The sequence below is a fragment of the Rhodococcus sp. MEB032 genome, from assembly GCF_030208925.1.
GTDB classification, from domain to species: domain Bacteria; phylum Actinomycetota; class Actinomycetes; order Mycobacteriales; family Mycobacteriaceae; genus Rhodococcus_F; species Rhodococcus_F qingshengii.
Genome location: NZ_JARVSY010000006.1, coordinates 14,507 through 26,942 on the forward strand (window position 1 = coordinate 14,507; position 12,436 = coordinate 26,942).

General features: G+C 63.5%; 11 protein-coding genes. 9 read left to right on the forward strand and 2 right to left on the reverse strand.

Translation table 11 applies throughout. The annotated features are described in order from the left end of the window. Window positions 1-34: 34 nt before the first annotated feature. Window positions 35-622, reverse strand: coding sequence for a hypothetical protein (locus tag QRN54_RS06140; RefSeq protein ID WP_211920739.1), 588 nt, complete (start codon window positions 620-622; stop codon window positions 35-37). Between the two features lie 137 nt (window positions 623-759). Between QRN54_RS06140 and QRN54_RS06145 the strand changes: the two genes are divergently transcribed. Then, a complete protein-coding gene (locus QRN54_RS06145) occupies window positions 760-3,264 on the forward strand; it encodes a cation-translocating P-type ATPase (RefSeq protein ID WP_003940410.1) in 2,505 nt (834 codons plus the stop codon). 6 nt (window positions 3,265-3,270) lie between these two features. Here the strand turns inward: QRN54_RS06145 and QRN54_RS06150 are convergent, their stop codons facing one another. Then, the gene (locus QRN54_RS06150; protein WP_003940053.1) at window positions 3,271-4,413 is read right to left on the reverse strand and encodes a GGDEF domain-containing protein; all 1,143 of its coding nucleotides are present in this window, start codon (window positions 4,411-4,413) and stop codon (window positions 3,271-3,273) included. 180 nt (window positions 4,414-4,593) lie between these two features. Between QRN54_RS06150 and QRN54_RS06155 the strand changes: the two genes are divergently transcribed. The 8 genes from QRN54_RS06155 to QRN54_RS06190 all read left to right on the forward strand — a co-directional run bounded on the left by QRN54_RS06155 (window position 4,594) and on the right by QRN54_RS06190 (window position 12,364). Next, window positions 4,594-4,785 (forward strand): antitoxin, encoded by a 192-nt coding sequence (locus QRN54_RS06155; RefSeq protein ID WP_003940164.1) that lies wholly within the window; start codon window positions 4,594-4,596, stop codon window positions 4,783-4,785. 121 nt (window positions 4,786-4,906) lie between these two features. Then, window positions 4,907-6,553 carry a Na+/H+ antiporter gene (locus QRN54_RS06160; protein WP_003939739.1) on the forward strand — a complete coding sequence of 549 codons (1,647 nt, stop codon included), beginning with the start codon at window positions 4,907-4,909 and terminating at the stop codon, window positions 6,551-6,553. Window positions 6,554-6,568: 15 nt separating this feature from the next. Next, complete coding sequence (locus QRN54_RS06165) at window positions 6,569-7,786, forward strand: lipase family protein (RefSeq protein WP_050654687.1); 1,218 nt, start codon at window positions 6,569-6,571, stop codon at window positions 7,784-7,786. A 4-nt stretch (window positions 7,787-7,790) separates the two neighbouring features. Then, window positions 7,791-8,177, forward strand: coding sequence for an MmcQ/YjbR family DNA-binding protein (locus tag QRN54_RS06170; protein WP_042921394.1), 387 nt, complete (start codon window positions 7,791-7,793; stop codon window positions 8,175-8,177). Next, window positions 8,174-9,391: a sensor histidine kinase gene (locus tag QRN54_RS06175; protein ID WP_030534943.1), complete on the forward strand. Its 1,218-nt coding sequence runs from the start codon at window positions 8,174-8,176 to the stop codon at window positions 9,389-9,391. The genes QRN54_RS06170 and QRN54_RS06175 overlap by 4 nt, the downstream gene beginning before the upstream one ends. Window positions 9,392-9,442: 51 nt before the next feature. Continuing rightward, window positions 9,443-10,234: a LytR/AlgR family response regulator transcription factor gene (locus QRN54_RS06180; RefSeq protein WP_209447861.1), complete on the forward strand. Its 792-nt coding sequence runs from the start codon at window positions 9,443-9,445 to the stop codon at window positions 10,232-10,234. Continuing rightward, window positions 10,231-10,602 carry a hypothetical protein gene (locus QRN54_RS06185; RefSeq protein ID WP_082661374.1) on the forward strand — a complete coding sequence of 124 codons (372 nt, stop codon included), beginning with the start codon at window positions 10,231-10,233 and terminating at the stop codon, window positions 10,600-10,602. The genes QRN54_RS06180 and QRN54_RS06185 overlap by 4 nt, the downstream gene beginning before the upstream one ends. 10 nt (window positions 10,603-10,612) lie before the next feature. Next, the gene (locus tag QRN54_RS06190; protein ID WP_030534942.1) at window positions 10,613-12,364 is read left to right on the forward strand and encodes a sodium/solute symporter; all 1,752 of its coding nucleotides are present in this window, start codon (window positions 10,613-10,615) and stop codon (window positions 12,362-12,364) included. Window positions 12,365-12,436: the final 72 nt, after the last annotated feature.

Sequence of the window (12,436 nt, forward strand, 5' to 3'; positions counted from 1 at the left end):
GCGGCCCGTGCTCGAAAGTCACCCGGGATCTTCCTCAATCCAGTCGGATTCCGAACCAACCCCCACGTTGGTACTGCAGTTGATGTGTCACTTGTTCACTGGTGAGGTCGGGATCGGGTTGTCGTTTCGGTTCCCATAGTTGTGTGACACTTGCGGATGCGGATGCGATGCCTTCTCCGTCGAGGGTGACAACCTTCTCGTCCATTCCCAGCTGAGGCCATGCAGTTGCGACATCGATCGGCCCGGCGGGCGGTATCGGAGCCAGCAAATACTCACCGCGCACTGAGCCCGAGCGGCTTTCAGCCGTGCGTAACTCCAGCAGCGAGCCTCGCGTTCTTTGCGCGGTTGTCACCGATGATCCGTCCGCGAAACCGAGGCCGAGGAGTAGCGGCGCGCTGAAATGTGTGAACGTGGGACGCCCGTCGTAAGTGCCGAGACTCAGCGAGAGTGCCGGATCCTCGTAGCGGGCATCAATCGCGAACATCATCCCGAACGAGTAAACCCGAATCGCCGACAACCAGACAACCACGTTGTCGGTCCGGTTGAGGTCGAGAGAAATCGGCAGGTCGACGGGCCGTTCGCACCGAAGCGCCTCGTCTAGACCGTTGTAGACGTATTTCATACCGTTCCTCGATGGCCTTCTCTGCTCGTTCCGACCAGCATCGCAGAACCGCGGCGCACGGGTGTGATCTTCGTGTAGCCGTCATTGCCACACGAGTCCGACCCTGATTAGTTGCTCCGGGTGCGTAATCTTTGACCATGGCTCACGAGCACACCAGTTCAGAAGAGACAGCAGTGGCGGTAGCGCCTGAGCGATTGCCGGACGACGTCGACGTCGCCCGCGGTCTGACCGCCGATCAGGTTGCAGCAAGGATCGCGTCGGGACAAACCAACGATGTACCGGACCGGGCGTCCCGCTCGGTCAAGGACATCATTCGCGGCAACGTCTTCACTCGCATCAACGCGATCCTGACCGTGTTGTTGGTGATCGTGCTCGCGACGGGTTCGATCATCGACGGCATGTTCGGACTGCTGATCATCGCGAACAGCGGTATCGGCATCATCCAGGAGATCCGCGCCAAGCGCACGCTCGACGCTCTGGCCATCGTGAGTCAGGCCAAGCCCATGGTCAGGCGTGACGGCGTCGCCGTGGCGATGGCGCCCAAAGATGTTGTGCTCGACGACATTATCGAACTCGGATCCGGTGACCAGATAGTAGTCGACGGTGAGGTGGTCAGTTCGGCTGCACTCGAGGTCGACGAATCGCTGCTCACCGGTGAGGCCGATCCGGTTCACAAGGCGAGTGGCCAGCAAGTGTTGTCGGGCAGTTTTGTTGCCGCGGGCAGCGGTGCATACCGCGCCACCAAGGTCGGCGGCGATGCATACGCGGCCAAGCTGGCCGAAGAGGCGAGCAAGTTCACCCTCGTGCATTCCGAACTGCGTAGCGGCATCGACAAGATCCTGAAGTTCATCACCTACCTGATGATTCCGGCGGGTGCGCTGATCATCTTCAATCAGCTCTTCACGATCGGCCTGCCGATCCGACCGGCACTCAACGGCATGGTGGCAGCTCTGGTTCCGATGGTTCCCGAAGGCCTTGTGCTCATGACGTCCATTGCATTTGCGGTCGGTGTGATCCGGTTGGGCAAGCGCCAGTGCCTCGTTCAGGAGTTGCCGGCGATCGAGGGTCTGGCCCGTGTCGACGTGGTGTGCGCGGACAAGACCGGAACGCTGACCGAGAACGGCATGCGCCTGTCCGAGGTCGACGTCGCACCGGGTGGATCGGGGGAGACTGCGGTCAAGTCCGCGTTGAGCGCGATGGCCGCGTCCGACCCTCGCCCCAACGCGAGTGTCCTGGCGATTCGCGAGTCTCTCTCCGACGACTCCGGGTGGGGCGAAGCGACAGCGGTGGCGCCGTTCTCCTCGGCGAAGAAGTGGAGCGGCCAGTCGTACGGCAGTCACGGCAACTGGGTACTCGGTGCCCCGGACGTGCTGCTCGATCCCGACTCGGAAATGGCCCGCAAGGCCGAGGAAGTGGGTTCGAGCGGACTTCGTGTCCTCATGCTCGGCAGCAGCGACCTCCCCGTCGACGACGCCGACGCCCCTGGCACCGTCACCCCCGAAGCTCTGGTCGTGCTCGAGCAGAAAGTGCGCCCGGACGCCCAGGAGACGTTGGAGTACTTCGCCAGCCAGAAGGTCGCGGTCAAGGTCATTTCCGGCGACAACGCGGTTTCCGTCGGCGCCGTTGCCGGATCCCTCGGACTCGAAGGCGGCGACCGCCCCATCGACGCGCGAGAGCTGCCCAGCGATCAGGAAAAGCTGGCGGACACTCTCGACGGAGCAACGACGTTCGGTCGAGTGCGACCGGATCAGAAGCGGGAAATGGTCGCGGCCTTGCAGTCTCGCGGACATACCGTCGCGATGACCGGTGACGGCGTCAACGACGTGCTCGCCCTCAAGGACGCCGACATCGGAGTCTCGATGGGGTCGGGCAGCCCGGCTACCCGAGCCGTGGCCCAGATCGTGCTGCTGGACAACAAGTTCGCGACGCTCCCGTACGTCGTCGCGGAAGGCCGCCGAGTGATCGGCAACATCGAGCGTGTGTCGAATCTGTTCCTGACCAAGACCGTCTACTCGGTGGTGCTTGCGTTCCTGATCGGCATCACCGGCGTCCTGTCCCAGGTCTTCGACTTCGAACCGCTGCCGTACCCGTTCCTGCCCCGCCACGTCACGATCGCAGCGTGGTTCACGATCGGTATCCCGGCCTTCATCTTGTCTCTGGCACCCAACAACGAGCGCGCGCGAACCGGTTTCGTCTCGCGCGTGATGCGTCTGGCGTTGCCGTCGGGCCTGATCATCGGCATCACCACGTTCATCTCCTACGTATTGGCTTACCAAGGCCCGGACCAGACGGAAACCCAGAAGATCCAGGCCGGAACCAGTGCGCTCATCACGTTGATCATGATCGCCGTGTGGGTTCTGGCCGTCGTGGCTCGGCCGTACGTCTGGTGGAAGCTCGTTCTGATCGGCGGGTCGGTGGCCGGATACCTCATCCTGTTCGCGCTGCCGTTCACCCGCGAGTTCTTCAAACTGGATCCGAGCAACGTCGCTGCGACGACGCTCGCGATCACCCTCGGCGCGATCGGCGTTGTACTCGTGGAACTCTCGTGGTGGATCAGCGCACGCCTGCACGGGGAGAAACGAAAGATGTTCGCGACACCCGACGACCTGCCCGGCGAGCATCACCATGCCCACAGTGAGTGAGTAGTTTCAGCGCCTGAACATCTGCACCCAGGCAATGCGATCGCCGCCCCGCTTCTTGGCTCGGTACATCGCATTGTCTGCGTGCTCGATCAGTTCGTTGACAGCCCGATCCGGTAAGTCCGTCTCGGGACTCAGATAGACACTGACGCCGGTACTGGCGGACACAGGATAGGGATCGGAGTCGGACGAAACCGCCGAATGTATCTCGGTGGCGACCTGCTCGATATCTCCTCGATCGACTCCGCGCAGGACGACGAACTCGTCTCCACCGATTCGAGCCACCACCGCATCGGGGCCGGCGGCAGCGATGAGGCGGTCGGCGACAGCGGTCAACGCGTCGTCGCCCGCGACGTGCCCGTGCGTGTCGTTGAGGTTTTTGAACGAGTCGACGTCGATGAGTAGTGCGATCAGAGCCTGCGTTCGATCACTGCGCAGCAGATGCTGTGCCTCGTCCTGGAGTCCGCGGCGATTGAGTGTCGCGGTGAGGTAGTCCCGGTGGGCGTTGCGTGCGTCGTCGGTCAGGCGCAGCCAGACGATCTGCAGAATCCACGCGGTGGAGAAAACCACACCGGCAACCATCAGATAGAGATTCACGACCACCCAGTCGTCGTTGACCGGCTCGGACATCGCCATGGCAGCGAGCGTCGTGCAGACAGCAAGAGCCCAACCGATGTGGCTGATGGCAACGCGAGGGCTGTGAACTATCGCCGCATAGAAGCCGATCATGATGAACAGGATGCAGCCGATGGTTCCGACGAAAGCGGTGCGTACGGCGAAGAAGAGAGTGACGGCGAGCCACAGGTCGGCCCAGACGACAAAGGCCACGGATTGTCGCCAAGTTGGCCACGATTCATTACGCGCCCAGCGGTAGCCCGCATAGGCGCCACTGATAGTTCCGAGGGCGAAGATCGACCGCGCCAGGGCGGTGTCGGAACCGAAGCGGCTCAACTGCATGGTCGCCGCGATCAGGGCGAAGAGAAAACACCACACCGCGACTAATTTGCGTCCGGGAACGGTCAGCCCGCGAGTGTCGAGGAATCGGGGGAGCCAGGTGTAATCGGTGCGATCCGACCACCACCGGGACAGCAGTTCACGCGTGGGGTAGGGGTCGCTCCCCGTCCCGCGCAGTCCTGCATTCAAACCGGGCACCTGTCGATGTCGATGGGTGGTCAATCAGCTATTGGCGGGTTAACGCTACCGCGAGTTGCGCACGGCTCGAACGCACGGACCTGCTTTCTGGCGCAGAGGCCGTCGACCTGTGAGAATCGAAGGGCGCGGAGGAACGATTCCGCCGAAGGATGTGCGTCAGCACCGGGAGAGGACACGGACATGGGTTTCTTGGACAACGTCAAGGGATTGGTCGAAAAGGGCCAGGAGCTCGCAGCGGAGAACTCCGACAAGGTTCACGACGCTATCGACAAGGTCGCCGACATCGCCGACGACAAGACCGGCAACAAGTACGGCGATCAGATCGACAAGGCAGCTGAGGCCGCCAAGAAGGCTGTTCCCGAAAAGCAGTAATACCGGATTCGGCATACCGTTTTTCGGTAGCACCGTTGCTCAGGGGCCCGTCACCGAAAAGGTTGCGGGCTTCTGTGCGTCCGCTAGGTGAACTCCCAGGGTCGGCGGGCAGAATGAACGCGTGAACTTCACCTGGATTCTGCTGGTCGTCATTGCCGCCATCGCAGTCACCGGGCTGTCCAATCGACGAAACCTGCAGGCTCCGCTGGTTTTGGTGACGGTAGGTTCGGTCGCATCCTTCATACCCGGTATGCCGCGGCCGGAACTCGATCCCCACGTCATTCTCGGTGTGGTCCTGCCGCCGCTTCTCTACTCGGCCGCTCTGAAATTCTCGGTGGCGACCTTCAAACGCAACTTGGCCCCGATCTTGCGCCTCGGCGTCGGAATGGTGTTGGTGACGGCGTTCGTGGTTGCCTTCTTCGCCGAATGGATGGTGCCCGAGTTCACGATCGGCGCCGCCCTGGTGCTCGGGGCCGTGATCGCGCCGACCGACGCCGTCAGCGCGGTGGCGGTCGGTCAGAAGCTCGGGCTCCCGAAACGGGTGATCGCCATCCTGACGGGCGAGGGGCTCGTCAACGACGCCACCGCGCTCACGCTCTTCACCGTCGCCGTCGCAGCAGTGACCGGAACGCGAATTGCCACCGATTCGCCCCTGTTGTTCTTCGCGTACGAAGTGATCGGCGGCGTTGTCGTCGGCTTGGTGCTCGCGTTTGTCGTCAAGTTCGTTCGTGCCCGCATGTACGACTCTCCACTGGAAACCGGCTTGGGGTTGGTGCTTCCGTTCGCTGCCTACCTGGCCGCCGAAGAACTACACGCGTCCGGTGTTCTGGCCGTTGTGGTCGCTGGTCTGGTGATCGGGCACTATTCGACGGACGCGTCGATCATGACGCGATTGCAGGAGCGCTCGGTGTGGTCGAGCCTGGACACTCTTCTCGAGATGTTCGTCTTCGCATACATGGGGCTCCAGCTGAGCTTTGTGATCGACGATGTTGTCGCCGACGGACTTCCGGTGCTTCACGTGTTCGCGTACGGTCTCGCAGTCCTGGCCGTTGTCATCGTGATTCGGCCGGTGTGGCTGTTCCTGAGCTACTCGCGTGTGCGATTCGGTGTAACCCTGCGCCGTGATCGCGAGAATCAACTGACGTGGAAACAGAATCTGGTGGTCTCGTGGGCTGGAATGCGCGGCGTCGTCACTCTTGCTGCGGCCGGCGGTATCCCGTTTGCACTCTCGTCCGGCGAGCCGTTCCCCGGACGCGGCGTCATCCAGGCGATCGCGTTCATCGTCGCGGTCGGGACATTGCTCATCCAGGGATCTACCTTGCCGTTCATGATCCGTCGCCTCGACGTCGCGGATCCTTACGAGCAGTTGCGCACGCAGGAACAGATGGAGTTGGCCCGCAACATTTCTCGCAAGGCGGGAGAGAAGGCGTTGGCAGACGCGGCCGCGCACCCTCCGCCGGGGATCGACGGGAAGGAACTGCAGGCGATCGTCGAACGCGTACGACGCTCGATGCAGGCGAGGCTTCAACTCCAGGAGGTCGACGAGGACGCCGATCGCGAGGCCGCCTTGTGGAATGCGGGAGCTCTGTTCGACAAGTTCCGGCATCAGTCACTGCGCTCGCAACGAGTTGCGCTGATCGCCGCACGTGACGACGGAGATCTCGACGACGAGGTATTGCGTACCGTATTGGAAGGACTCGACATCGAAGAGGCCGCAGCAGAGGAACGTGTCAGGCGTCGCCGAGCAGGTAGCGGTGCGGGCAAATAGAGGGGAACACTGCGTATGACTGTTCGGAGTTCGAGGGTTCGCGCAGTCTGGGGAGTCGTGGTGGCGAGCGCACTTCTCGTGAGCGTCGGCTGCGGATCGGATGCCTCGCCGGATGTCTCCGTCACCGACACCTCGACCACGACAACCCCGTCGGTCGAGAGCAGTGCGCAACGTGGCGTCGTGTTCGACAGTGAACCCTTCACCAGCACAGCCGAAGTGGCGGCGTCCGGAGCAAGCGCGGTGAAAATCCTGTACGGCTCCACCTCCGGTATCGACGGCCGAGAGACTCAGGTGTCGGGAACGGTGTTCACGCCGCCTGGAACTCCGCCGGAGGGCGGTTGGCCGATCGTCTCCATCGGCCATGGCACGACGGGTATTTCGGACGACTGCGCGCCGTCGGCCTCGCCGACCCTGTTCGGCACGATCGGCCTGGTCGCGCCGTTCCTCGACTCGGGATACGTGGTCGCTGTCTCCGACTTCGAGGGCCTCGGCACTCCGGACCCGCATCCTTACCTGCAACCGGACACCGCGGCGTTCAACGTCATCGACGCGGTTCGAGCGGCGCGCAACGTCGTTCCGGACACCTCGACTCGTTGGGCAACTCTGGGGCTGTCCCAAGGCGGGCAGGCATCCTGGGCAGCAGCCGAGGAAGCCGACACCTACGGCGACGGACTCGAATTCGTCGGTGCAGCAAACCTGTCCCCGGCAGCGGACATCTCGCCGATCATCTCGAGTGATTCCGAGGTGAATCTGTCACTGCCTCAGCAACTGCTGCTGCCCTATGTACTCGAAGGGCTGTCCCTCACCCATCCGGACCTCGAACGAACCGACTACGTGCGCGGCGCATTCGAGCAGAACTACGACCTGCTCACCTCGTGCCTGACCGCTCGGGCGACGGAGAAGTTGGGTCTGGTCGGAAAGGTGACGCCCGCCGACACGCGGCCGGCCACCGCCGAGGATGCGGACCGAATTCACGCGTGGCTCAGCGATGTTGCTCTTCCCCGTCAACGCGCGAGCGGTCCGATGTACGTAGTCGTCGGTACCAACGACAACCTGATCCGTCCGGAATGGACCGAGGCGGCAGTCGAACGCGCCTGCGCCGACGGTGACGTCATCGAATTCCAGGCGCGACCGGGTGAAGGTCATGCGGACGGCGCCGCTGTGCCGGGAGCTGTCGCGTGGGTGAAGGATCGATTTGCAGGTGTTCCGGCACCGAATACCTGCGGGTCGTGAATCGATGACGCCGTTGGAGCGAATCCGCGCTCTTGCACTGGCATTGCCGGAGGCGACCGAGCGGGTCAGCCACGGTGAAGCGTCGTGGTTCGTGCGCAAGGCGCCGCAGTTCGTCACCATGGCAGATCACCACCACGACGATCGCGTCGCGATCTGGGCCGCGGCCCCACCTGGGGCGCAGGCAGATTGGGTCAGTCGTGACCCGTCGAGGTTCTTCGTCCCTCCGTACGTGGGTGGCCGGGGATGGATCGGCGTGTACCTCGACGTTCCGAGTGCCGACGAGACCGAGGACGAGAAATTCTGGAACGACGTAGCCGACGTCGTCGAAGATGCGTACCGCACGGTGGCTCCGAAAACACTGATACGGAAACTGGACGAGGACTCGCGGTGAGTCCGGCCGTGGTCGCGCTTCTCAGCGTGCTGATTCTCGCAGTGGCCGGGGCGCTGACGGCTGTGTGGATGCGCACCAGACGTGAGGTGACCACCCCCACCGAACGTGCCGTCCATGCCGCTCTCCATACGGCTTCGCTTGCCGCGCGGCCACTTCGGCGTGGACTCGACGAGAATTCGGCCGCCGAGGCGGCGCCTCACCTACGTGAGCTGACCGGCGGCTCCGGTCTGGGCCTGGCAGACGCGTCGGGAAACCTGTTGGCGTGGGACGGCCGTCACGAAGCGTTGTCCGAACAATTCCACGACGCCGCCATTCGTGCGATCGAAGGCGAACGCCGGGTACTCGTCACGCACTCGGACCTGGTGCGCGGACCGAGCGATCACCATGTGCGAGCGCTGATCGCTCAGCCCCTGCTGATCGAGGACATCGGCGTGGTCGGCGTACTGGGAATCGTCACCAGCGAGGACCCGTGGCCGGGAATGCTCGGAGCGGTCACCGAGGTGGCACGATATGCCTGCAGTCAGATCGAACTCGCCGACCTCGACGCGTCCAGAGCCCTGTTGGATCGAGCCGAAGTGCGTGCCCTGCGCGCACAGATCAGTCCTCATTTCATCTACAACGCGCTCAACACGGTCGCATCGTTTGTTCGAACCGATCCGGCGCGGGCCAGAGAACTGATCCTCGAGTTCGCGGACTTCACGCGGTACTCGTTCCGATCTGCGGGTGAGTTCACCCTGCTTGCCGACGAGCTGCGCAACATCGATCGTTACCTGACCCTCGAACGCGCGCGATTCGGGGAGGCTCTGAACGTCCGCCTTCAGATAGCACCCGAAGTGCTCAACGTGGTTCTTCCTTTCCTTGCCCTCCAACCGCTGGTCGAGAACGCGGTTCGTCACGGCATTTCGAGTAAGCCGGAGGGCGGGACCGTGAGCATCGTGGCTGCGGACGAGGGACCGGACTGCATCATCAGCGTCGAGGACGACGGTGTGGGGATGGACCCCGAACTACTGCGCTCCGGTTCGCTCGACGCCATCGAGTCGGGATCGGGGCGACCCAGCGCACGAGAAGCTGCTCACGTCGGTTTGGCCAACGTCGACGACAGACTTCGTGCCGCGTTCGGCAACGACTACGGACTCGTGGTGGAGACAGCGCCGGGTGCCGGTACGAAGGTCAGCATGCGTGTTCCCAAGTTCAAGCAGGGTATTCACGTCTGATTCTCGCCTTCGATGATCAGGCTGAAACCGTCGTGGGAACATGGACCTGTTGTGAACGAGACTGACACTGATGCCCAGCTGACCGTCCTTGCCGTCGACGACGAGAAACCAGCCCTCGACGAGCTGGCCTTCTTGCTGCGCGCCGAGGGCTCGGTGGCGCACGTTCACACGGCATCGGATGCGACGACAGCGTTGCGGATACTGCGCGGTGGAAGCATCGACGCGGTGTTTCTCGACATCAACATGCCCGGACTCGACGGTCTCGAACTGGCCGGCATCCTCTCCAATTTCGCGACGCCACCGCCCGTGGTGTTCGTGACAGCGCACGACGATCGAGCGGTTGACGCATTCGATCTCGGCGCCGTCGACTACCTACTCAAACCGCTCCGGGAGGAGCGTCTCGCTCAGGCCGTTCAGCGGATCGTGGGGCTCGCCGGGCGCACCAAGAGTGAGAGCAAACCCGAAGCTGCGCCCACGGACGAGGTGATCCCGGTGGAACTGGGCGGTGTCACGACGCTCGTTCAGCGTTCCTCGGTGGAGTGGGTGGAAGCCGACGGGGACTACGCGCGTTTGCACACCGCTGGAAAGTCGCACCTGGTGCGCATCCCGATCTCGACGCTCGAATCACGCTGGGCCGACGCGGGCTTCTTGCGTGTGCACCGCTCCTACCTGGTGTCTCTGGCGCTGGTCACCGGCATCCGCACAGTAGGCAGTGGATTGGTGGTCTGTCTGCGCCCGCACGGTGACAAGCCTCCCGTCGAGCTTCCGGTCAGCCGCAGACACACCCGTGAACTCAAGGATCGACTGGTTCGTGCGCCCAAGCAGAGTTGGTTGTCGCGGTGACGTCGCAGTCCGATCCTCCGCAGCGTGAGCGCGTTGTGTTGGCGCAACGTAGTGGCGCACGGATCGTGCGAACACGGGTGGAGGTGCAGGAACAGACCGAAGTCGGTGACGCCATGATCCGCGGTCTCGTTCGCGCGCAGTTGGGACTGGCAATTCGCCTTGCCGTCGTCGCGGCCGGGCTCCTGTGTGCGGTGCCGCTGCTGACGCACCTCTTCCCGACGCTGTCGGAGGTCGCGATCCTTGGCATCCGGTTGCCCTGGCTCGTGATGGGCGGCGCCGTGTATCCCTTGCTGTTGACGACCGGTTGGGTGTTCGTGCGTCGTGCGGAGCGAAACGAGCAGGACTTCAACGACATCGTGGACGACTGAGCGCGGCACTGTGGGAGGACAACCTATCCCGGTGTTGACGGTGCTCGGCATCGTGGCAGCAGCTGTCGCGACGGTGGCTATCGGAATCTACGGCGTTCGGCTCGCTCGTACCACCTCGGACTTTCTCGTCGCGTCCAGAACCGTCAGCGCGCGGTGGAATGCGACGGCCATCTCCGGCGAGTACCTCTCTGCTGCTTCGTTTCTCGGTGTTGCGGGGCTGGTCGCCAAGTACGGCGCCGACGCACTCTGGTATCCCATCGGCTTCACCGCCGGATACCTCGCCCTGCTGCTGTTCGTCGCAGCGCCGCTTCGGCGTTCCGGTGCGTATACCGTCCCCGATTTCGCCGAGTTCCGTCTCGGCTCACCGCGATTGCGCAAGCTCGCGATGCTCGTGGTCGCGATGGTGTGCATCCTGTATTTGATTCCACAGTTCCAAGGCGCGGGACTGACGCTCAATATCTTGCTCGGGGTTCCCAGTTGGATCGGCGGCGTAGCGGTCGGGGTCATCGTCATCGCCAACGTCGTCGGCGGCGGGATGCGCTCGATCACCTTCGTTCAGGCCTTCCAGTACTGGCTGAAACTGACTGCCGTCGCGATTCCCGCTGTGGCACTGACCTTCTACTTCTTCGGCGATCACCACGACGTCGGCGCGTCGATGCCGCCGACGGTCACCACTGCGACGACCGTCGACATCACCACCGACGTCGTCGTCCAGGTGTCCGAGCCGGTGACGGTCAGCGGCGGCACAGTCGACGGGCGAGCGGTCGAAGGCACGATGACCCTGGGGCCGGGGGAGCACACTCTCGGTGAAGGCATGTCCATGGTCCTCGACGCGGGAGCCGCTGTCCCCGTCGTCGCCGGAGCGCCCGCGCAGAACTCTGACTGGATCACCCCAGGTTGGGGTTTCGGTGGGCCGCACCCGATGTACCAGGTGTACTCGCTGATGCTCGCGACCTTCCTCGGAACGCTCGGCCTTCCTCATGTTCTCGTCCGGTTCTACACCAACCCCGACGGCCGGGCAGCCCGTCTGACGTCGCTCGCCGTTGTCGGTCTGGTCAGCGTGTTCTACCTGTTTCCGACACTCCTCGGCGTCTTCGCTCGTCTGTACGTCCCGCAACTTCTGATCACCGGCACCTCTGACGCGGCGGTGCTGCTGTTGCCGGGCTCGGTGTTCTCGGGGTGGGGCGGACAACTGCTGGCAGCCCTCGTGGCGTCCGGTGCCATCGCCGCTTTCCTGTCGACGTCGTCCGGATTGCTCGTCAGCATCGCGGGCGTCGTCAGTACCGACGTTCTCCGTGGTCGAGTTCGAGACTTCCGTATTGCAGCGCTACTGGCCGGGGTCGTTCCTCTCGTGCTGTCGCTGGCGGTGGTGTCGGTCGACCTCTCGAGAACCGTCGGTTTGGTGTTCGCAGTCGCTGCGTCGACGCTCTGCCCACTGCTCGTATTGGGTATCTGGTGGCGCGGTCTGACTGCCGTCGGCGCGGGGGCGGGGATGGTTGTCGGTGGATGTGTTGCGGGGACTGCCGCTACTGTCGCCGTCCTGGGTGGTTTGTCGGAGGACGTCCTCGGTGGCTGGCCGGCAGCCATTTTCGCGTTCCCGGCCGCGGTGAGCGTGCCGCTGGCGTTCCTCACGATGATCGTCGTGAGCAAGGTGTCGTCGAAGCAGATACCGGCAGATATTGCGCGAATCTTCACGCGGATGCACGCCCCGGAACGTCTCGGAATGGGCTCCGATCGCGAAGACGATCTCCGCCAACCCTGACTTTCACCGCCCGAACCCTCTGCCGTTGGTCGCGCCTGCCTGACCGTTCGGCGCAGCGCGCGACTGCTCACC